This is a genomic window from Herbidospora sp. RD11066, from assembly GCF_054661255.1.
The window spans coordinates 1,131,811-1,152,042 of the sequence record NZ_BAAGDO010000002.1 but is presented as its reverse complement, the minus strand read 5'-3'; the positions used below and the strand labels follow the sequence as shown (position 1 = coordinate 1,152,042).

Annotated in this window: 18 protein-coding genes; 15 read left to right on the top strand and 3 right to left on the bottom strand. The window is 71.5% G+C overall.

Annotated elements, in window-relative coordinates; translation table 11 throughout:
- The first annotated feature begins 116 nt into the window (after positions 1-116).
- Positions 117-1,319 (top strand): glycosyltransferase, encoded by a 1,203-nt coding sequence (locus tag ACYQ78_RS10845; RefSeq protein ID WP_459800636.1) that lies wholly within the window; start codon positions 117-119, stop codon positions 1,317-1,319.
- Positions 1,320-1,510: 191 nt separating this feature from the next.
- Here the strand turns inward: ACYQ78_RS10845 and ACYQ78_RS10840 are convergent, their stop codons facing one another.
- The gene (locus ACYQ78_RS10840) at positions 1,511-1,723 is read right to left on the bottom strand and encodes a DUF5988 family protein (RefSeq protein ID WP_459800635.1); all 213 of its coding nucleotides are present in this window, start codon (positions 1,721-1,723) and stop codon (positions 1,511-1,513) included.
- Positions 1,724-1,824: 101 nt separating this feature from the next.
- Positions 1,825-2,598 (bottom strand): NYN domain-containing protein, encoded by a 774-nt coding sequence (locus ACYQ78_RS10835; RefSeq protein ID WP_459800634.1) that lies wholly within the window; start codon positions 2,596-2,598, stop codon positions 1,825-1,827.
- A gap of 92 nt (positions 2,599-2,690) precedes the next feature.
- On the opposite strand from ACYQ78_RS10835, the gene ACYQ78_RS10830 reads away from it, so the two are divergent.
- Both ACYQ78_RS10830 and ACYQ78_RS10825 read left to right on the top strand, forming a co-directional pair.
- Positions 2,691-2,999 (top strand): MiAMP1 family antimicrobial peptide, encoded by a 309-nt coding sequence (locus ACYQ78_RS10830; protein WP_459800633.1) that lies wholly within the window; start codon positions 2,691-2,693, stop codon positions 2,997-2,999.
- Between the two features lie 204 nt (positions 3,000-3,203).
- The gene (locus tag ACYQ78_RS10825; RefSeq protein WP_459800632.1) at positions 3,204-4,283 is read left to right on the top strand and encodes a hypothetical protein; all 1,080 of its coding nucleotides are present in this window, start codon (positions 3,204-3,206) and stop codon (positions 4,281-4,283) included.
- Between the two features lie 50 nt (positions 4,284-4,333).
- On the opposite strand, the gene ACYQ78_RS10820 is transcribed toward ACYQ78_RS10825, so the two are convergent.
- Positions 4,334-5,455 carry an epoxide hydrolase family protein gene (locus ACYQ78_RS10820; protein ID WP_459800631.1) on the bottom strand — a complete coding sequence of 374 codons (1,122 nt, stop codon included), beginning with the start codon at positions 5,453-5,455 and terminating at the stop codon, positions 4,334-4,336.
- Between ACYQ78_RS10820 and ACYQ78_RS10815 the strand changes: the two genes are divergently transcribed.
- The 12 genes from ACYQ78_RS10815 (at position 5,454) to ACYQ78_RS10760 (ending at position 20,230) form a co-directional block, all read left to right on the top strand.
- Positions 5,454-7,097 carry an FAD-dependent oxidoreductase gene (locus ACYQ78_RS10815; RefSeq protein ID WP_459800630.1) on the top strand — a complete coding sequence of 548 codons (1,644 nt, stop codon included), beginning with the start codon at positions 5,454-5,456 and terminating at the stop codon, positions 7,095-7,097. The two genes, ACYQ78_RS10820 and ACYQ78_RS10815, sit on opposite strands and share 2 nt — an antisense overlap.
- A complete protein-coding gene (locus tag ACYQ78_RS10810; RefSeq protein WP_459800629.1) occupies positions 7,094-8,257 on the top strand; it encodes a cytochrome P450 in 1,164 nt (387 codons plus the stop codon). The genes ACYQ78_RS10815 and ACYQ78_RS10810 overlap by 4 nt, the downstream gene beginning before the upstream one ends.
- 197 nt (positions 8,258-8,454) lie before the next feature.
- Positions 8,455-8,610 carry a hypothetical protein gene (locus tag ACYQ78_RS10805; RefSeq protein WP_459800628.1) on the top strand — a complete coding sequence of 52 codons (156 nt, stop codon included), beginning with the start codon at positions 8,455-8,457 and terminating at the stop codon, positions 8,608-8,610.
- Between the two features lie 10 nt (positions 8,611-8,620).
- On the top strand, positions 8,621-10,996 hold the full coding sequence (locus ACYQ78_RS10800) for a lantibiotic dehydratase (protein ID WP_459800627.1): 2,376 nt from the start codon (positions 8,621-8,623) through the stop codon (positions 10,994-10,996).
- Entirely contained in the window at positions 10,989-11,819 is an 831-nt protein-coding gene (locus ACYQ78_RS10795; RefSeq protein ID WP_459800626.1) for a lantibiotic dehydratase C-terminal domain-containing protein, read from the top strand. Before ACYQ78_RS10800 ends, ACYQ78_RS10795 begins: the two co-directional genes overlap by 8 nt.
- Entirely contained in the window at positions 11,816-12,859 is a 1,044-nt protein-coding gene (locus tag ACYQ78_RS10790) for a thiopeptide maturation pyridine synthase (protein WP_459800625.1), read from the top strand. Before ACYQ78_RS10795 ends, ACYQ78_RS10790 begins: the two co-directional genes overlap by 4 nt.
- Positions 12,860-12,875: 16 nt before the next feature.
- Positions 12,876-13,829, top strand: a complete 954-nt coding sequence (locus tag ACYQ78_RS10785) for a dipeptidase (protein WP_459800624.1) — start codon at positions 12,876-12,878, stop codon at positions 13,827-13,829.
- An 87-nt stretch (positions 13,830-13,916) separates the two neighbouring features.
- Positions 13,917-15,491: an ABC transporter substrate-binding protein gene (locus ACYQ78_RS10780; RefSeq protein ID WP_459800623.1), complete on the top strand. Its 1,575-nt coding sequence runs from the start codon at positions 13,917-13,919 to the stop codon at positions 15,489-15,491.
- Positions 15,488-16,432: an ABC transporter permease gene (locus tag ACYQ78_RS10775; protein WP_459800752.1), complete on the top strand. Its 945-nt coding sequence runs from the start codon at positions 15,488-15,490 to the stop codon at positions 16,430-16,432. The genes ACYQ78_RS10780 and ACYQ78_RS10775 overlap by 4 nt, the downstream gene beginning before the upstream one ends.
- Positions 16,429-18,147, top strand: coding sequence for a dipeptide/oligopeptide/nickel ABC transporter permease/ATP-binding protein (locus ACYQ78_RS10770; protein WP_459800622.1), 1,719 nt, complete (start codon positions 16,429-16,431; stop codon positions 18,145-18,147). The genes ACYQ78_RS10775 and ACYQ78_RS10770 overlap by 4 nt, the downstream gene beginning before the upstream one ends.
- A 2-nt stretch (positions 18,148-18,149) precedes the next feature.
- The gene (locus ACYQ78_RS10765; protein ID WP_459800751.1) at positions 18,150-18,866 is read left to right on the top strand and encodes an ABC transporter ATP-binding protein; all 717 of its coding nucleotides are present in this window, start codon (positions 18,150-18,152) and stop codon (positions 18,864-18,866) included.
- Positions 18,863-20,230, top strand: coding sequence for a serine hydrolase domain-containing protein (locus tag ACYQ78_RS10760; RefSeq protein WP_459800621.1), 1,368 nt, complete (start codon positions 18,863-18,865; stop codon positions 20,228-20,230). The genes ACYQ78_RS10765 and ACYQ78_RS10760 overlap by 4 nt, the downstream gene beginning before the upstream one ends.
- Positions 20,231-20,232: the final 2 nt, after the last annotated feature.

Below are 20,232 nucleotides of genomic sequence, written 5' to 3'. Positions count from 1 at the left end.
GCGGTGCACGGGTTCGGCGATGTGCCGCCGCGTTCGTCATGGTTGACGATCTTCGGGATGGCCCACCTCTTTTCGTACACACGCATGGTAAAAGCAGGAAACGAGGGGAGATGGGGATGCGGGTTCTGATCGTCGGGGTCGGCACGCGGGGGGACGTGGCGCCCTACACGGGGCTGGGGGTGCGATTACGTGAGGCGGGGCACGAGGTGCTCGTCGCCGCGCACGCGCCCTACGCCGCTCTGGTGACCGGGGCGGGGCTCGGATATCTGGAGCTTCCGGGGGATCCGCTCTTCTTCCTGACCGGACGGTTCTCCGTCAGTGCGTACAAGGAATATGGCGGGCATCTGCTCGACGGCCTGAGCGCGATCGCCCAGCGGGACGCCGATGTGCTTCTCGTGGGGGTGGCCGGTGCGCTCGGGCACCATGTCGCCGAGGCGATGGGGGTGCCCAGCATGGGGGTGCACCTGCAGCCGATCGAGCCCACCGGTGACTTTCCGCCCGTTCTGAGCATGTTCCGCCCGTCGCTTGGGCGGTGGGGGAACCGCAGGGCGGCGCGGCTCGCGTTCGAGGTCCCGGCCGCGGGGCCGCTGATCGCGGGGCTGAGCGCGCCGATGCGGGCCCGGCTCGGGCTGGCCCCGATGACTCCCCGAGACCACTATCGGCGCCGCGAGAGCAGTCGCCTGCCCGTGTTCCACGGCGTCAGCCCGCTGGTGCTGCCGCGTCCGGCCGACTGGCGGGCGGGGCTGGAGATCACCGGCTACTGGTGGGCACACCGGTCTGCCGGATGGCGGCCCGAGCCGGAGCTGGACGACTTCCTGGCCTCGGGGCCCGCGCCGGTCTACGTCGGGTTCGGCAGCCTGGCGGACACGCGGGCGGAGCGGTACACGGAACTGGCCTTGAAAGCTCTGCGGAAGGCGGGGCTGCGTGGGGTGGTGCAGACCGGTGCGAAAGGGCGTCTCTCCGACGACGTGCTGGCGGTCGGTGACGTGCCGCACGACTGGCTGTTCCCCCGCATGGCGGCCGTCGCCCACGCCTGCGGGGGTGGCACCACCGGGAGTGGGGTGCGGGCGGGGGTGCCCGCCGTGGCCCTGCCGGTCATGAACGACCAGCCGTTCTGGGCGGCCCGGCTGGTGGCCCTCGGGGTCGCCCCGGCCGCGATCCCGTTCCGCCGGGTGACTCCCGAGCGGCTGGCCACCGCGCTCACCACGGCCGTCACCGACCCCGCCTACCTGCGGCGGGCTCGCGAACTGTCCGCGGGGGTCGCGGCGGAAGACGGCGCGGTGCCCGTCATCGAGGCGGTGAACCGGCTCGCAACCTGAGGGGACATCGCCGTTCTCGTGAAAAGCGGCGGACAGGCAGGATGAGCCGGCGCAAGGGAAAGGGCTTTCGGTATCGGCCCGTTCCTCTTCTTTCTCAACCGTGCCCGGTGGGATCTCGCCGCTCTCGTGAAAGCCGGAGCGAGCTCGGATGGCCGCGGGCATCCGAGCTCTCTGCTGTATGGGACGTGCTTCTATTCGGCGATCTTGGTGCGCATGGTCCAGCGGAAGATCCACTCCGGGTGGCCCGACTCGACCCGCTCGAAGTGCTCGTAGCCGCCCTGGTTGGGGATCTTCACCTTGCCGGCGTGGGGCTCCACGCGCGTCCGGCGGGGGCAGCTGGCCGGCCCGCCTTCCAGAATGACGTCGACCAGGCCGTCGAGAACGGAAGCGTTGTTCGTTCGCATGGGGGGACTCCTTGATATCTGGAGATCGCGATCCGTGATTCCATGCTGACAACCCGGAACGGCGGCGCCTATCCCCTAGAACCCCTACGAGCCGCGGTGTGCTATTCGGGCTGGCTTTTGCTCTGGTGGCGTTTGTCGCGGGCGTACACGACCGCGGGTTTTCCCTCGCCGAGGGTTCTGCGGTCGATGTCGAACAGCGTCGAGGCGGCGATGAGGTCGCTGAGTTTCGTGTAGCCGTAGGTGCGGGCGTCGAAATCGGGCTGCTGTTTGGTGATGATGTGCCCGATCGTGGCCAGCCCGGCCCAGCCGTCGTCGTCGGAGGCGGCCTTCACGGCGTGCCGGAGCAGGTTCACCAGCGCGGTGTCGCCGCGGAGTTTCGCGGTCGAGGCGCGCGGGGTCGGGGCGATGGGCACCTCGGCCAGCGTGGCGGAGGAGTAGCCGAGGTTCTCGAGGTAGACGAATTTGTCGCAGGCCGCGACGAACGGCTTGGGCGTCTTGCGCTCGCCGAAGCCGTAGACGGTCAGGCCCGACTCGCGGATGCGGGCGGCCAGGCGGGTGAAGTCGCTGTCGCTGGAGACGAGGCAGAATCCGTCGAAACGCCCGGTGTAGAGCAGGTCCATCGCGTCGATCACGAGCGCGGCGTCGGTGGCGTTCTTCCCGGTCGTGTACGCGAACTGCTGGATCGGCTGGATCGACTGCGTGAGCAGCTGCGCCTTCCAGCCGCGCAGGCTGGTGCCGGTCCAGTCGCCGTAGGCGCGTTTGACGTGGGCGGTGCCGTAGGTGGCCACTTCGGCGAGCAGCGCCTCCACGATCGCCGGGGGCGCGTTGTCCGCGTCGATGAGCACCGCGAGCTTGGCGGCGTTCTCACTGGCCATGGGGCCATCCTCTCAGCGCCCGGCATTCCCGGGAACCCGGCCCACGGCGTGTACAGCCGACCGTCACGACAAGATCACTTATCGTGATCATCATGAAGAAGCTGATCCTCACGTCCGCGCTCGCCGCCGCCGTCACGCTCGGCACCGCCGGTGCGGCCTTCGCCTCGCAGTACGTCGCCTATGAGCTCCCGGGCTTCGCCGGCCGCAGCGTCGTGATCACCGCGTGCGGCGTGTCCAACATTCCGTTCCATGGTTCGTACAAGTGGTACGGCGACGGTCAGAGCGGCGTGATGTACAACCAGCCCAACGCCCAGGGCCGCTCCCACTTCACCCTCGACAGCGCCCGCAACGCCGAGCAGCGGACCCCGGTCGGCTGGCAGAGCATCTTCATCGCCTGCTAGCTCTCAGATGACCGAATGACGAGCGTCGGCCTCGGCGATCCGGCCGAGGCCGAAACCCTGAATTCGTGGGCTTGACAAACGCCGCCGGATCGAATGCGTGAACCGTTCAGAATGAACGTCTCACGTGGCGGAATCCCTCTATCTCGCACCTGTGTTTCTGATTTATGAACGGCGTGACAAGTTGTTCACACCGAAAGGAAACACATGTCGCGATTATCGAGGGTCCTGATGGGCGTGCTGGTCGCGCTCGGGCTCGTCCAGGTCGCCGTCACCCCCGCGCAGGCCGCCGTGCCGAACCGGTGGGGGTACGCCTACGTCAACGTCCCGTCGGGGGTCCCCAGCCTTGCCCACCAGGCTGGAAGCTGGCCGGTGGGGTTCAACGTCAGCGTGCTGCCCGGCATACCCGGTGAGACGGTCGTGCGGTTCCCGCAGATCGCGGGGCCGGGCGGGGTCGTGCACGCCACGGCCGTGTACGACGGCCCGGTCATCTGCCAGGTCGCCAAGTGGGTGCCGATCGGGACGGACATCATCGCCTACGTGCGGTGTCACCAGTTCGGCACCGGTACCCCGCAGGCCGTGCCGTTCACCGTCACCTACTCCGAGAGCACCGGGGTCATGGGCGGACCGGCCACGGCGGCCTTCGGCTACGTCCACTACAACGCCGGGATCGTCACCCAGTACAACTCGGCCCTCGTGGGCAACATCGTCAGCGTCCTCGGCGTCGGCTGGTACAAGGTGACGATGCCCGGCCTGGGCTCGTCGTCGGCGGCGGGGAACATCCAGGTCACGGCGGTCAACGATCTCGTGCCCGCCCGGTGCAAGGTCGTCAACTGGGTGCCGTCCGGTGGTGCGCAGCAGGCCGAGGTCCGGTGCTTCGACGCGGCGAACACGCCGCAGAACTCCGGCTTCAGCTTCACCTACCAGCGGGAACGCAACATCAACGGGCGCTGGGTGCCGCCGAAGGCGTTCGCGTACACCTTCGACCAGAACCCGTCCAACCCCGGCCCCTACGCGCCCGCGGCCGGCCTCAACTACAACTCGCAGGGAGCGATCAACACGGTGCAGAGCTCCGGGACGGGGCTCCGCATGATCACCTTCCCCAAGGTCGGCTACCCCATCGACCACGTGCAGGTGACGGCGTCCGCCAACAACCCCGCCTACTGCAACATCCAGATGCCGTGGTTCACCAGCGGCGGCATCGCCATCGTCCGCAACGTGGTCTGCTGGGTCGGCACGACGCGCGTCAACAACACCTCGTTCGTGTCGTACACGTCCACCGCGTGACGATCTGACCGGAGCGGCGGGGCGACGTCCCGGAGTCGTCCCGCTTCGTCTCAGCGGTAGGGGCGGAAGAAGTTCCGCAGGTCCTCGGCGTAGAGCTCGGGCTCCTCGAAGGCCGCGAAGTGGCCGCCGCGCGGAGGTTCGCTCACGTGGACGGTGTTCGCGACGCGGTGCAGCCACGCGCGGGGAGGCCGCACGACGTCGCCCGCGAAGATCGCGAAGCCCGACGGGACCTCGACCTTCCTGGCGTGCTGCGCCGGGGGGATCGCGGCGTTCGCGCGGTACATGCGCATCGACGAGCCGATCGTGCCGGTCAGCCAGTAAATCGTGAGGTTGGTGCAGATCTCGTCCATCGTCAGGGGCGTGTCGCCCCACGCGTGCAGCTTCTCGACGATCCACGCCGCCAGGCCCGCCGGGGAGTCGGTGAGGCCGACGGCCGCGGTCTGCGGCTTGGTGCGGTGGATGGCGGCGTAGGCGCCCTCGTCGCGGCCCCAGACCGCCGCGCCCTCCATCCAGGCGCGCTCCTCGGGCGACAGGTCGGCCGGATCGCCCTGGTAGAGGGGCAGACCGGCGTCGGTACGGTGCACCGCCACCACCCGCTCGGGGTGGTCGAGCGCCAGGTAGCGGCTGACATGGCTGCCGATGTCGCCGCCGACCGCGCCGAACCTCTCGTAGCCCAGATCGGTCATCAGCCCGGCCCACAGACCGGCGACCGCGACGGCGTCCAGGGCCGGGCCGCGCGGGATGTCGGAGTAGCCGAAGCCGGGCACGTCGGGCACCACGACGTCGAACGCGTCGGCCGGGTCGCCGCCGTGCGCGCCCGGGTCGGTCAGCAGCGGGATGACCTTCTGGTAGCGCCAGAACGAGTCGGGCCAGCCGTGGGTGAGGATCAGCGGCAGCGCCGGGGCGGCCGCCTTGGCGTGGACGAAGTGGATCCCGAGCCCGCCGACCGTCGCGCGGAAGCGGGGCAGGGTGTTGAGAGCCGCCTCCTGCGCGGACCAGTCGAAGCCGCACGACCAGTAGTCGACGAGTTCGCGCAGGTAGTCGAGGTCGGTGCCGATCGACCATCCGGCGTCCTCTGGGCTGACCGGCCATCGGGTCGCGCGGAGGCGGTTCCGCAGGTCGTCGAGCTCTTCGAGGGTGGTCTTCGAGGTGAACGGCTCGGGATGGGACATGAGCCGCATCGTACAAAATCAGGAAAAGATCGTCGGCACGGGCACATGCCGCACCGCGCGGGCGGGCACGGCCGACCTCGTGAGAGTGGTCGTCGATCTGACGCGGTGCCAGGGCTACGGCCAGTGCGTGTTCCTCGCGCCCGAGGTCTTCCGCATGCGCGAGGAATCCCTGCTGTACGACCTGGCGCCCTCCGACCAGCAGCGCGACCACGTGCTGAGGGCGGCGGCGGCCTGTCCCGTCCAGGCCATCCATCTCGACTGGACGGCGATGCGCCCGGTCCCCGACTTCAAGCCCGGCGGGAGCACCTACCAGGGCCGGATCGTCATCGTCGGCGGCTCGCTGGCCGGGGCGCGGGCGGTCGGGAGGCTGCGGCGGGAGGGCTTCACCGGGCCGCTGACGGTGATCAGCGAGGAGGAGGGCGAGCCGTACGACCGGCCGCCCCTGTCCAAGCAGGTCCTCACCGGGCAGGTCGCGGCCGGGCACACCGTCTTCCCGCGCCTGATCGAGGTCGACGTCGAGTGGCTGTCGGGTACGCCCGCGACCGGCCTGGACATCGAGGCCAAGAAGGTGCTGCTGGCCGACGGGCGGGAGATCCCGTTCGACCGGGTCCTGCTGGCCACCGGCACCCGCGCCCGCCCGTGGCACGACCCGGCCGAGGCCGCGCTGGCGGGCGTCCACACCCTGAGATCGGCGCAGGACGCCGCCGAGCTGCGCAAGGCGCTGGAGGCGGGGCCGAAGCGGGTACTGATCCTGGGCGCCGGGTTCACCGGCAGCGAGATCGCCTCCGTCTGCCGGGAGCTCGACCTCCCGGTGACCGTCGTGGAGCGCGGGCCCGCCCCGCTGGCGAGCGCGCTGGGCGGCGTGATCGGCGACGTGGCCGCCGCGCTGCAGCGCGCGCACGGCGTGGACCTGCGGTGCGACACCACCGTCACCTCACTGGAGGGCGACGCCGACGGCCGCTTCCGGCGGGCCCGGCTGTCCGACGGCAGCACGGTCGAGGCCGACGTGGCCGTGGTCGCGCTCGGCTCGGTGCGCAACGTCGAGTGGCTGGAGGGCTCGGGGCTGGCCGCCGGGGTGTGGGGCGTGACCTGCGACGCGGGCTGCCGCGCCGTCGACCTCAACGGCCTGGTCTTGGACGACGTCTTCGTGGCCGGGGACATCGCGCGCTTCCCGCACCCGCTCTACCAATACCAGTTCATGACCCTGGAGCACTGGGGGAACGCGGTCGCGCAGGCCGAGATCGCCGCCCACAACATGATCAGCGACCAGGCGCACCGCTGGCCGCACCTGGCGGTGCCGGTCTTCTGGTCGAGCCAGTTCGGGGTCAACATCAAGTCGGTCGGGGTGCCGACCTTCGCCGACCAGGTCGCCGTCACCCAGGGGTCGACGGCCGACCACCGGTTCGTCGCCGCTTACGGCTACCAGGGGCGGATCACCGCGGCGGTCACCTTCGACCAGGGCATGTGGCTGGAGCACTACCAGCGGCTCATCGAGCAGGCCGCGCCCTTCCCTTCGGCGAACGCGCGGCCCGCCCGCGTCCCGGAGAAACTGTCCGCCGCCACCGAGGCGACCGTGGTCGTGACCGGCCACGACCCCGCCGAACGGCGGGTCTCGCTGCTGCCCGGAGGCCGCACGTCATGAGCTGCCCGTTCCACCGCATCCTCGACCCGTCGAACCGCGCCGACCCGTATCCGCTGTTCACGGAGCTGCGCGCCACCCCGGTGGCGCTTCAGGACGACGGCACATACGTCGTCAGCACCTACCGCGAGATCGTCGCCCTCCTGCACGACCCGCGCGTCAGCTCCACCCGGCGCCGCTTCGACCGCACGCCCGCCTTCATCGGCCTCGACCCGCCCGAGCACGACCGGCTGCGCCGCCTGGCCATGCGCCACTTCGGCCCGCCGCACGCGCCCGGCAGGATCGACGCGCTCCGCCCCGAGATGCTGGCCCTCACGACCGGCCTGATCAACGACCTGGCCGGCAAGCAGCGCGCCGACCTGGTCGACGAGGTCGCCTACCCGCTGCCCGTCGCGATGATCTGCCGCCTGCTCGGCGTGCCGCGCGAGGACGAACCGACCTTCCACGCCTGGGCCGACCGGCTGATCGAGCTCCTCGGACCGGGCGACGAGCACCTCGAGGAGAGCCGGGAGGTCGCCGCCAAACTCGACCACTACCTCGGCGAACTCGTCGACGAGCGGCGCCACAAGCTCGGCGACGACATGCTGTCGGGCTTCATCGCCGACGGCGAGATGACCCGGGACGAGATCGTCAGGACCGGCGTGCTGCTGCTGATCGCCGGGCACGAGACCACGATCAACCTCATCGCCAACGGCATGCTCACCTTCCTGCGCCGCCCCGACATCCTGGCCCGCGTGCACGACGACCCCGGGCTGATCGTCCCCGCGGTGGAGGAACTGCTGCGGTACGAACCTCCCGTGCAGCTCATCTCCTCGCGCGTCGCCCTGGAGGACATCGAGGTCGGCGGGGTCGTCATCCCCGCCGGGGCGCCGATCGTGCTGGCCGTGGCGGCGGGCAGCCGCGATCCGGAGCACGTGGCCGATCCCGACACGTTCTCGCTCGACCGGCAGCGCAACGAGCACCTGGGGTTCGGCGGCGGGATCCACTACTGCTTCGGGGCGCCGCTGGCCCGGCTGGAGGCCCAGATCGTCTTGACGGAACTGGTCAGGCGGCTGCGCAATCCCCGGCTGGTCGCCGACCCGCCGCCCTATCGGCCGAGCCCGATCCTGCGCGGGCCGCGCCACCTTCTCGTCGACTACGACGAGGTCCTTTCCGCGCGTTGACAAAAGCATTGTCTCACCGTCGTGGAATCGCCCGTAGGGACATATCGCTGACGGTGACACCCGCTGGTCGTGGCGGGGCCGAGTTTCGATTCGTATTCGGCCCCGCACTTTCCGTTCGTGAATCGCCGATGGACGACTTCTCCACCCCCGCTTACCGTGACGAACGTCACCGGTAAAGCCCGTGGAATGGAGAGTAGATGGCGACTAATGAACCGTTTCACCTCGACCTCGACGCGCTCGACGTGATGACGGTCGAGCTCCCCGGCGAGGACCTCGTGAAGGCCCTCGGCATGGGGCTGGGCAACACCGAAGTCGGCGCCTCCGGCATCGGCCGTACCAGCTGGGTCATCTGAGGTCCCGACCATGGTCTCGACGCGTCGTGGCCTGCCGGGACGCGTCGAGATCGACGCGACGGCGGTCGTCAGGACCGCCGCGCTGCCGGTGACGGCCCTCGCGGAGCTGAGGTGCACGGTCACCTGGGGATGCGTCCAGGAGATCCTGGCCCTCCGCGCGCGCCTGGCCTCCGAGGGGCGGCGGCTCGCTCTCGCGCTGGAGCCGGTGATCGGTTCGACCGGCCCCGGGCCGGAACGGGTGGCGCTCGTGGCGCTGCGGCGCGACCTCTACAACGTCAGACGCCCGGCCGATTGGCCTCCGGAGATCGCGTCCTGGGTCGCGGAGTTCGACCGGCACGAGGCGCTCGTCCGGAACCTTCCGCGCCTGCTCGAACGGGACACCCGCGAGGTGCTGCGCCGCTGGACCGGCACCGACGCCTTCCGGTACGGACTGCTCCAGGCCGGGCCGTCGATGGCCGCCGCGCTGAGCCGGTCGCCCGACCCGCCGCGCCGGGTGGCGCTCCGGCTGCACAAGTACCTGGCCCGGGTGGTGGCGAAGACCAGCCCGCACGCGACCTTCATGACGGCGGCGCTGGGGGAGTGGGGTGACGGCGCCGAGCCGGTCACCTGGGACGACGGGCCGAGGCCGGTGCGGAGCGCGGTCGAGCCGAACGTGCCGCTGCTGCTCCGGCTGCTCACCGCCTTGGCCCGCGACGACGCGGCGCTCGCGGAGCTGTTCGAGATCAGGCTCAACCCGGCCCTCGAGGAAGACGGCGGACGCCTGTGGTGGCCGACCGGCGAGGAGGGCGCCTACCAGGGCGTCGCGGTGTCCGAGCCGCTGCGGGCGCTGCTGACCCCGCCCTACGACGTCTCCCGGCGGCGGCTGGTCGAGCTGGGCCTGCTGGAGCTCCGGCCACCGGTCGCCGACCAGGCCGACGCGCACCTCACCGACCTCGTCGACCGGCTCGGGCCGCATCCGGTGGCGAAGGTGCTCGCGGACGTCCAGGAGGCGCTGGCCCGCTACCCCGACGCCCCGGGTGTGCCGGAACGCGAAGCGCTGGCCGCACGGGTGCGGGCCGCGTTCACCGAACTGGCCGGAGGCGACGCCGACCTGCTGCCCGACCGCAACCTCTTCCACGAGAACGCCGTGGTCACCACCCCGGGCCCCCGGCTGGGCCGGGCCGCCTGGGCCCCCGCGCTCGACGACCTGTCGGAGATCGTCCGCTTCGCCGCGACCTTCGACCGGGATCCCACGGCCAAGCGCCTCGCCGCCGACCTGTTCGCGGAATGGTTCGGCGAAGGCGCCCAGGTCCCTTTCGGCCGCTTCCACCGAACCCTGGCGGAGCGCACCGGCCCCGGCGACGACCTGCACGCACTCCTGTTCCCCTGGGAGGAACACCCCTTTCAGAACGCACGGCCTGAGCAGAACCTCAGGCCCGAGCAGAACCCGCGGCCTGGGCAGAACCCGCGGCCCGAGCGGAACCCGGGGCCTGGGCTCTGGGATGCGGCCGCCAGTCGCCGGGCCGGGTTCCCCAAGGTTCGGCCGGTGGGGTCGGTGTCCTGTTTTGTCCAGACGATCGGGCCGCCGGATGAGACGCCGGTGCGGTTGGTGCTCAACGGGATCGGGCCGGGATACGGCGCGATGCGCAGCCGCGTGCACCGCCTGCTGCGGGTGGCCGGGGTGCCGGTCGGCCCGAACCGCGCACTCGGCGACGAGCGCGGTCTGCCGGTGGAGATCAGCGGGCTGTTCGGCGGCAACGTCAACCTGCGGTCCCCGGTCGCCGCCCACGAGGTCGGCTATCCCGGCGTGGTCCCGCGTGGCCCGGCTCTTGACCTGCGCAACCTGGTCGTCCGGCACGAGCCGGGCGGTCTGGTTCTCGTCCACGACGGGATCCGGATATTTCCGGTCTACACCGGGATGCTCGCGCCGATGCTGCTGCCCCGCACGGCCCGCCTGCTGCTCCAGCTGTTCGGCGATCTGCCCAGCCCCGCCGTCGGCCTGGAGGCGATCTTCTCCCGGCCGCCCGAGTCGGTGCCCGATCGGGTCGAGCGCACGGGCAGGGTGTCGGTCGGCCGGGTCACCGTGGCGCGCGCCGCCTGGTACGTCCCGACAGGGGAGATCCCGCGACGGGGCAAGGGTTCCGGCGCGGCGCACCTGCTCAGGCTCGCCGCCTGGTTCGCCGGGCACGGCATGCCGGAACGGTGTTTCGTCGGCTCGCGCCACCCGGGGAGGCGGCCGGGCAAACCGACCTTCCTCGATCTGGCCGATCCCGCGCTGGTCGCGCTGTTCGACCGAGGGCTCGACACGTGCGGGCCGATGGTCGTCTTCCACGAGCAGCTCCCCGGCTTCGAGGCGGCGCCCGGAGGCCATGTGACCGAGTACGTCGTCGAGGTGAACCATGCCTGACCGTTGGATCTCCCTGCACGTCTTCCATCACGGCGACCCCGACTCGTTACTGGTCACGGCCGTCGACGGCCTGATCAGGGAGCTCGACGGGCGCCTCGACCGGTTCTTCTTCCTGCGCTACTGGGAGGGCGGCCCGCACGTGCGGCTCCGCCTGCTGCCGGTCTTCGCGAGCGACGCCGAGACGATCGAGAAGCGCGCCGTCGAGGTGCTGGAAGACCACCTGGCCGCCCATCCGACGCTCACCACCTGGGACCGGGAGGACTACGCCCGGCTCGCCCGCGAGTTCGCCCGCCGCGAGGGCCTGACCGAATACGACGAACGGCTGCGGCCCGACGACCACGTCGAGGCGATCGCCTACCGGTCCGAACACTCGGCGGCCGTCGAACGGCACTTCACCGACTCCAGCAGGATCGCGCTGGCGATCCTGCGCGGCGAGCCCGACCACCGGCGGCGGCTCGGCCACGCCCTCACCGCGACGATGCTCACCCTCATGGCCTGGGAGCCCGACCCCGTCCGCCTGGCCGCCCTGCTGGCGGCGAACCGGGACGGCTGGGATCCGGCCCCGGCCCGCGCCCGGCACGCCGAGATCTTCGAGGCCCAGCACGAGGCCCTGGCCGCCCAGGCCGAACGCTGCCGGCGGATCGCCGCCTCGGGCGGAAGCTGGTGGCGGTCGATCTCCACGCTCAGGGAGCAGGTGCCCGACAAGGGGGTGCTCGACCGGTGCGTCCACCTGTTCTGCAACCGGCTCGGCCTGACCATCGCCGAAGAGGCGCACCTGCGCTACCTGGCCGCCGCCACCCTGGAGAAGGCGGGGACCCCGTGACCCGGCACAGTCTGCAGATCCGCTACTACGACCCGGACAAGACCGGGCTGATCCTCGACTGCGTCCGCCCTCTGTTCGAGCACCTCGACGATCCGTCCTTCGTCCGGCACTGGCGGCGGGGGCCGCACCTGCGGCTCGACTTCCGGGCGGCCTCCGACGACCGGCTCCTCGTCGTGACCGAGGCGATCACCGGCTACCTGAGAAAGCACCCGTCCACGACTCTCCTCGACCCGGACGAGTACCTCGAACCGCACCGCCTCCTCGCCATTCGCGAGCACGAGACCGGGCCGCTGACGCCGTGGTATCCCGACAACACCCTCCAGGCCGAGCCCCACGACGACCGGATGCGGATCTTCGGCGGGCGGCCTCTCGCCGACCTGGTCGACACCGCCGCCGCGGAGAGTTCCCTGCTCGCCTTCGGCACGCTCGACCGGATCCGCACAGGGGAGCTCGCGCTGTTCGGGGTCGCCATCGATCTCATGGTCGCGGTCGCGCACGTGAGCGTGCCGCCGATCGGCCGGGGCTACATGTCGTATCGCTCCCACGTCTCGGCGGCCATCGCGGCCAGCGAGAACCCCGACGCGATCACCGTCGCGTTCGACGCCAAATACCGCGAGAACGCCCGGGGGCTGCGCGCGACCGTGGTCGACGTGGTCAGGACGATCGACGACGGCGAGCCCGCGCAACACGTACAGGACTGGATCGCCTTCACCCACCGCCAGAAGGAGCGCGCGCTCCCGCTGCTGGCGAACGCGGAGATCGACCTCGACACGCCCGGCCAGCCGGCCGATCCGCGCCGCCATCCGGTCGACTACTTCGACGTGCTCATGTCCACCGACCGCTACCGCACCGAGGTCCTCGAATCCGACTGGTTCCGGGCCCACCGGCTCGCGGTCAACCTGCTCTACGCGCACCTGGCGCGGCTCGGGGTCACCCCGATCCAGCGGCACCTGTTCTGCCATCTGATCGCGTCGGCGGTCGAGGAGGAGTGGGGCGTGTCCCCGCTGGAGCGGGCCCGGGAGTATCTGCGCGGCGGATGAGTGCAGGATGTGCCGCATGACCCGTGCCTTCTGGGAGCAGCACGCCTGTCTGCCCCTGACCCTCGACGCCGACGTCGCCGACCTCCTGCGCTACCGGCGGCCCGGCGGTGCCTACGTGTGCGTGAACGTCGGTTACGCGCCGCACTCCCGTGAGGACTCGCTCGCCTACATCGGCCATTTCACCCGCGCGATCGAGGCCCACCCCGACCTGGAGCTCGCCACGACCGTCGGTGAGATCGACGCGGCGGTGCCGGACGACCGCATCGTGGTCGCCTTCGACCTGGAGGACTCGCGCCCCCTGGCGGGCGACCTCGACATGGTGCGCACCTTCTACGACCTGGGCGTGAAGTCGCTGCTGCCGAGCTACAACAACGGCAACGCGGCCGGGGGCGGCTGCCTCGACGCCGTCGACTCGGGGCTGACCGGCTGGGGCCGCGACCTGGTGCGGCGGATGAACGAGGTCGGCATGCTGGTCGACGGGTCGCACTGCGGATCTCGTACCGGACTGGACCTCTCCGAACTCTCCGAGCAGCCGATGATCTACTCCCACTCGGCGATGCGCGGGCTCTGGGACCACCCCCGCAACATCACCGACGAGCAGGCCCGCGCCTGCGCGGCGACCGGCGGCGTCATCGGCATCCCCGGCGTCGGCATCTTCCTGGGCGAGAACACCGCGACCCTCGACGCCTTCGTCGCCCACATCGACTACGCCGTCGAACTGGTCGGGCCCGAGCACGTCGGCATCGGCAGCGACTACTCCTTCGACGCGGAGGACATCATGGCCGAACTGGAGGACAACCCCGAGCTGTTCCCCGAGGAGTACACCCGCTGGGGCGTGATCCAATTCGTCGAGCCCGAGACGACGCTGCTGGTCGAGCGGGAACTGATGGCGCGCGGCTATCCCGAGGAGACGGTGCGCGGCATCCTCGGCGGCAACTTCCGGCGGGTGGCGGCCCAGGTCTGGAAATAGAGCCATTGTCCGATCGCACAACCCGGGCGGGGAGGGGTTGTGCGATCGGCTGAGTACGACGGCCGGAACGCGATCTAGCCTCAGCGCATGAGTCCCTTACGCACGAGGGCGCTCTCGGCCCTCGCCCTGATCGGCCTGGCCGGCTGCGGCGGCGCCGGTGGTGACGGTGGCGGCGGCGCGGAAGCCCCGGCGGCGACCTTCACCCTGAACATCGCGTCCGACCCCGGCGCCCTCGACCCGCAGGGTTCCGCGGTGAGCGCCCTGTTCGGCCTGACCCAGTTCGCCTACGACAACCTGGTCTCCGTCGCCGCCGACGGCACGATCGAGCCCCAGCTCGCGAGCGCGTGGACGGTCGAGGGCACCACCCTCACCTTCGACATCAAGAGCGGTGTGACCTGCGCCGACGGCGCCCCGTTCACCGCCCAGACGGTGGTCGACAACATCTCCTACGTCGAGGACCCGGAGAACAAGAGCCCGTTCCTGGGCGTGTTCATCCCGGCCGGGGCCACCGCCTCCGCCTCCGGCTCGAAGGTCACCGTCAAGCTGGCCGCGCCCGCGCCGTTCGCGCTGAACGCGTTCTCGAACCTGCCGATGGTGTGCGACGCCGGCATGAAGGACCGGGCGACGCTGAAAGCCGCCACCAACGGCACCGGCCCCTACGTGCTGACCGAGGCCGTGCCGTCGAGCCGCTACACCTACCGGCTGCGCGAGGGCTACACGTGGGGTCCCGGCGGCGCGACCACCGCCGAGAAGGGCATGCCCGCCACCGTCGTCGTCAAGGTCGTCGCGAACGAGACCACCTCCGCCAACGAACTGCTCGCCGGCACGATCAACGCCGTCCAGGTCATCGGCCCCGACGGCGACCGCCTCGCCGGGGCGGGCCTGGCCTCGGTCGGCACCCAGGCGCTGATCGGCCAGCAGTGGTACAACCAGGCCGAAGGACACCCCACCTCCGACCCGGCCGTGCGGATGGCGCTGACCCAGGCCGTCGACCTCAAGCAGCTGCAGGTCGCCATGACCTCGGGCAAGGGCGTCCCGGCGACCCAGCTCGCGGTGCTCGCGCCGTCCGGCTGCACCGGCGACGCCGTGACCGGCCACGTGCCCTCCTTCGACGCCGCGGCGGCGGGGGCCGCCCTCGACGCGGCCGGGTGGGCGAAGGGCGCCGGCGGGGTGCGGGCCAAGGACGGCAAGCCGCTCTCGGTCTCCCTCCTCTACGACGGCGCGCTCGGCGCCGCGGGGAGCGGCGCGGCCGAACTGGCCGTGGCGGCGTGGAAGGCGGTCGGGATCGAGGCCAAGGCCGTCCAGCAGAACGCGACGCAGATCTCCGGCGCGGTCTTCGGCACCGGTGACTGGGACGTCGCCTGGGTGCCCCTCAACGTCAGCACCCCCGACCAGGTCATGCCGTTCGTCTCCGGCCCGGCCGCGCCGAAGGGCACCAACTTCGCCGCCATCGACAACGACGGCTACACCGCCGCCGCGACCAAGGCGATGGCCGCGACCGGCGCCGAGGGCTGCCCCGACTGGTTCGCCGCCGAACAGGCGCTCTACCGGGCCGCCGACGTGGTGCCGTTCGCGAACAGCGTCGTCCCGATGTACGTCAAGGGCGCGGAGCTGTCGATCATCGGCAGCGTCGTCCCGACCAGCATCAGGATGACGAGCTGAGGCCGCGGTTCGCACTCCGGCGTGCGGGGCGGTTGCTGGGGTCGCTCTGGGTGCTGGTGACCGCCTCGTTCCTGATGATCCACCTGGTGCCGGGCGACCCCGTGCGCGCCGCGCTCGGGCCGACCGCCCCGGCCGAACTGGTGCTGGCGCACAAGGAGGAGCTCGGCCTGCTCGACCCTCTGTGGCAGCAGTACCTCGGGTTCCTCGGCCGCCTGCTGACCGGTGAGCTGGGCGCCTCGATCTCCACCCGGCTCCCGGTCGGCGAGACGATCGCCCAGCGGCTGCCCGCGACGGCCGAGCTCGCCGTGGCCGCGTTCCTGCTGTCGGTGGCCGTCGCGATCCCCGTCGGCGTGGTGATGGCGGTCATCACCCGCCGGGGCCGGGGGCGGCGCGTGGAACTCGCGTTCACCGGCACGAACGTCGTGGTCAGCGCGGTCCCCGACTTCCTGCTCGGCGTCGGGCTCGTCTACCTGCTGGCCGTCCAGACCAACGTCTTCCCGGTGGCCGGGCGGGCCGGGCCCGACTCCTACGTGCTGCCGGTGCTGGCGCTGGCGGTCGGCCCTGCGGCGGTGCTGTCGCGGATCGTCCGGGTGGAGATGCTCGCGGTGATGGAGGCCGACTACATCCGCACCGCGCGGGCCAAACGGCTCACGCCCCTTCGCGTGTACGTGGTCCACGCCCTTCCCAACGCCGTCACCGCCACCCTCACGATCGGCGGGCTGCTGCTGAGCTCGCTCGTGGCCGGGACGGTGCTGGTGGAGAACGTGTTCGCCTGGCCGGGGCTCGGGTCGTCCATCGTCTCCTCGATCGTCGCCAAGGACTATCCGCTGGTCCAGGGCACCGTGCTCGTCTACGGCATCGGGGTTCTCCTCATCAACACGCTGGTCGACGTGGTGCTCACGCTGCTCGACCCGCGTTCGGCGATCGGGGAGAGAGCATGAGGCCCGTCGGCCGGGTGGGGCTCGGACTGCTGGCCCTGGTCGTCTGCGCCGCCGTGTTCGGCCCCGTGTTCTGGGGCGAGCGGGCCATGGTCGTCGACACCGGCAACCTGCTGGCCGGGCCGTCGGCCGAGCACTGGATCGGCACCGACAACCTCGGCCGCGACCTGTTCGCCCGGGTGCTGGTGGCGGCGCGGCTCTCGATCCTGCTGGCGCTGGCGGCGACCGCGATCAGCCTGACGCTCGGCATCGCCCTCGGGGCCGCGCCCGTGCTGGTCGGGCGGCGGCTCGGCCGTCTCATCACCTCGGCGGTCAACGTGCTGGTGGCCTTCCCGGGGCTGCTGCTCGTGCTCTTCTTCGCGGTGATCTTCGGCGTCGGCGCCCAGGGGGCCGCGCTCGCGGTGGGCCTGGCCGGGGCGCCCGCGTTCGCCCGGCTCTGCCACACGCTGGTCGCCGCCGTCTCCGAGCGCGATTTCGTCGCGGCGGCCCGTATCTCCGGGGTCTCCCGGCTGCGGGTGCTGTGGCGGCACATCCTGCCGAACGTCGCCGAACCGCTCATCGTGAACGCGACGATGGCGGCGGGCGGGGTGCTGCTCACCTTCGCGGGGCTCTCCTTCCTGGGGCTGGGGGTGCAGGCGCCCGCCTACGACTGGGGCAAGCTCATGCAGGACGGGCTGAACGGCATCTACGTCCACCCGCTCGCGGCTCTTGGCCCCGGCATCGCGGTCGTGCTGGCCGGGCTGGCGTTCAACCTGACCGGCGAGGCCTTCGCCACGGCCCCCGAACGCGTCCGCCCCCTTGGGCCTTATCTGATGGCGGCTCCGGTTCCGGGCTCCGCCCTGGTGGTCGACGACCTCCGGGTGACCATCCCCGGTCCGGTCCACGCCGTGCGGGGCGTCACGTTCTCGGTCGGTGAGGGCGAGGCGGTCGGGGTGGTCGGCGAGTCGGGGTCGGGGAAGTCGGTGACCGCGCTCGCGGTGGCCGGGCTCCTCGAAGCTCCGATCCAGGTGGAGGCGGCCCGCCTGGTCGTGCCCGAAGTGGCGATGGTGTTCCAGGACCCGATGACCTCGTTCAACCCCGCCCACCGGATCGGGCCGCAGCTGGCCGAGGTGAGCCGCGTCCACCAGCGGATGGGCCGCAAGGCCGCGTTCGCGCGGGCGGTCGACCGGCTGCGCGCGGTGCGGATCGGCGAGCCGGAGCGGCGGGCGCGGCAGTATCCGTTCGAGTTCTCGGGCGGCATGCGGCAGCGGGCGATGATCGGGATGGGCCTCATGGGGAATCCCCGGCTCATCGTCGCCGACGAGCCGACCACCGCCCTCGACGTCGCCGTGCGGCGGCAGGTCCTCGAACTGCTCGCCGACGTGCGCCGCGACACCGGCGCCGCCCTGCTGCTCATCAGCCACGACGTCTCGGTGGTGACCGACGTCTGTGACCGGGTGCTGGTCATGTACGCCGGTCGCATCGTCGAGGAGCTCCCGGCCAAGGACCTGCGGGCGCAGGCGCGGCATCCGTACACGCGGGCGCTCGTCGCGGCGGTGCCCGACCTGGAGACCGACCTGGAACGCCCGCTCGCCGTCATTCCCGGACTGCCCGCCGACCCCGCGCGGATCCCGGTGGGGTGCTCCTTCGCGCCGCGCTGCCCGCTCGCCGACGACCACTGCCGCACCGTCGAACCCCCGCTCCTGGCGGGCGTCGCGTGCCACAAGAGCGGCCGGTGACCATGCTGAGCTTCCACGACGTTTCTGTACGTTACGGCGCGCACTCCGTCCTGACCGATGTCAGCCTGGACGTCCCTCCAGGTCAGACCGTCGGCCTGGTCGGCGAATCAGGGTGTGGCAAGTCGACCCTCGCCCGCGCCGCCGTGGGACTGGCGCCCCTGACGGGCGGCCGGATCCTGCTCGACGGCAGACCGCTCCCGCGCCGGGGCCGCCGCCCGGTGCAGATGGTCTTCCAGGACCCCTACTCCTCCCTCGACCCCCGCATGACCGTGGGGGAGACCATCGCCGAAGCCCTGCCGGATCGGCTCCCCAAGAAAGAGCGTCACGCTGAGATCGCCCGGCTCCTCGAACTCGTCCACCTCGACCCGGCCCGCGCCGGCGACCGGCCCGGACGGCTCTCCGGCGGCCAGCGTCAACGCGTCGCGCTGGCCCGCGCGATCGGCGCCCGGCCCGAGGTGATCCTCGCCGACGAGATCACCTCCGCGCTCGACGTCTCGGTGCAGGGCGCCGTGCTCAACCTCATCAGGGACATGCGCCGCGACCTGGGCCTGTCCCTCCTCTTCATCTCGCACGACCTGGCCGTCGTCCGCTACGTGTCCGACAGCGTGGCGGTCCTCCACGACGGACACATCGTCGAACACGGCCCCACCGCCCAGGTGCTCGGCGCACCTCAGCACCCCTACACCCGTCATCTGCTCGCTGTGAAGGAGTCAACGTGACCATCGACCAGGCCCATTGGCAGAGCCGCCTCGACGAACTCGCCGCCAAGCACGGTGTCCCCGGTGCCCAGCTCGGCATCCTCCAGGGCGACGAGGTCGTCACCCTCGCCACCGGGGTGCTGCACGCCGGCACCGGCCAGCCCGCCACCGCCGAGTCGGTCTGGCAGATCGGCTCGATCTCCAAGGTGTGGACGGCCACCGTCATCATGCAACTCGTCGACGACGACCGGCTCACCCTCGCCACCCCGGTCGCCGAGATCCTCCCCGGGTTCCGGCTGCGCGACCCCGAGACCACCGCCGCCGTCACCGTCTGGCACCTGCTCACCCACACCAGCGGCATCGACGGCGACCTGTTCACCGACACCGGCCGGGGCGACGACGCTCTGGAGAAGTACGTCGCCCTGCTGGCCGACGTCCCGCTGAACCACCCGATCGGCGCCACCTGGTCGTACTGCAACGCGGGCTACTCGGTGCTCGGCCGGATCATCGAGGCCGTCACCGGCCAGAACTGGGACCAGGCGATCAGGGAGAAGCTGTTCACCCCGCTCGGCCTCACCCACACCACCACCCTCCCCGAAGACGCGATGGTCTTCGGCCACGCGATGGGCCATGTCAAGGGCGGCGCCGACCCGGTGCTCGCGCCCGTGTGGGGGCTGCCGCGCGCGGTCGGCCCGGCCGGGCTGGTCACCGCGACCGTCACCGACGTGCTCGCCTTCGCCCGCATGCACCTGCGCGGCGGGATCGCCGGCGACGGCACCCGGATCCTGTCGGCGGAGAGCGCCGCGGCGATGTCGTCGTACCAGACCGACTGCCCCGAGAAGCGCCTGCTCGGCGACTCGTGGGGGCTCGGCTGGTTCCGCTGCGACTGGCACGGCCACCGCGCCTACGGCCACGACGGCAACACCATCGGCCAGGCCGCGTTCCTGCGCGTGCTCCCGGAGGCCGGGGTCGCGGTCGCGCTCAACACCAACGGCGGCCACACCCACGCCCTCTACGCCGACCTGTACGACGAGATCTTCGCCGCCCTCACCGGAGTGCGGCTCCCCGAGGCGTTCGAACCCCCGGCCGAGCCGGTCACGACCGATCTGTCCCCCTTCGTCGGCACCTACGAGAGGGAGTCGGTCCGGATGGAGGTGTTCGACGACGACGGCAAGCCCACCCTGCGCACCACGGTCACCGGCCCGCTGGCCGGGCTGGAGGGCGACCCGGTCGCGACGTACGAGATGACCCCGGTCGAACCCGGCGTCTACGCCGTGCGTCCCGAGGGCCTGGAGACGTGGGTGCCGGTGACGTTCTACTCGCTGCCGAGCGGCGAGGACTACGTCCACTACGGCGCCCGCGCGACCCCGAAGAGGCTCGGCTGACC

Coding starts and splice junctions, on each gene's coding strand:
- ACYQ78_RS10845 (WP_459800636.1), top strand. CDS start 117: ATGCGGGTTCTGATCGTCGGGGTCGGCACGCGGGGGGACGTGGCGCCC.
- ACYQ78_RS10840 (WP_459800635.1), bottom strand. CDS start 1,723: ATGCGAACGAACAACGCTTCCGTTCTCGACGGCCTGGTCGACGTCATT.
- ACYQ78_RS10835 (WP_459800634.1), bottom strand. CDS start 2,598: ATGGCCAGTGAGAACGCCGCCAAGCTCGCGGTGCTCATCGACGCGGAC.
- ACYQ78_RS10830 (WP_459800633.1), top strand. CDS start 2,691: ATGAAGAAGCTGATCCTCACGTCCGCGCTCGCCGCCGCCGTCACGCTC.
- ACYQ78_RS10825 (WP_459800632.1), top strand. CDS start 3,204: ATGTCGCGATTATCGAGGGTCCTGATGGGCGTGCTGGTCGCGCTCGGG.
- ACYQ78_RS10815 (WP_459800630.1), top strand. CDS start 5,454: ATGAGCCGCATCGTACAAAATCAGGAAAAGATCGTCGGCACGGGCACA.
- ACYQ78_RS10820 (WP_459800631.1), bottom strand. CDS start 5,455: ATGTCCCATCCCGAGCCGTTCACCTCGAAGACCACCCTCGAAGAGCTC.
- ACYQ78_RS10810 (WP_459800629.1), top strand. CDS start 7,094: ATGAGCTGCCCGTTCCACCGCATCCTCGACCCGTCGAACCGCGCCGAC.
- ACYQ78_RS10805 (WP_459800628.1), top strand. CDS start 8,455: ATGGCGACTAATGAACCGTTTCACCTCGACCTCGACGCGCTCGACGTG.
- ACYQ78_RS10800 (WP_459800627.1), top strand. CDS start 8,621: ATGGTCTCGACGCGTCGTGGCCTGCCGGGACGCGTCGAGATCGACGCG.
- ACYQ78_RS10795 (WP_459800626.1), top strand. CDS start 10,989: ATGCCTGACCGTTGGATCTCCCTGCACGTCTTCCATCACGGCGACCCC.
- ACYQ78_RS10785 (WP_459800624.1), top strand. CDS start 12,876: ATGACCCGTGCCTTCTGGGAGCAGCACGCCTGTCTGCCCCTGACCCTC.
- ACYQ78_RS10780 (WP_459800623.1), top strand. CDS start 13,917: ATGAGTCCCTTACGCACGAGGGCGCTCTCGGCCCTCGCCCTGATCGGC.
- ACYQ78_RS10770 (WP_459800622.1), top strand. CDS start 16,429: ATGAGGCCCGTCGGCCGGGTGGGGCTCGGACTGCTGGCCCTGGTCGTC.
- ACYQ78_RS10765 (WP_459800751.1), top strand. CDS start 18,150: ATGCTGAGCTTCCACGACGTTTCTGTACGTTACGGCGCGCACTCCGTC.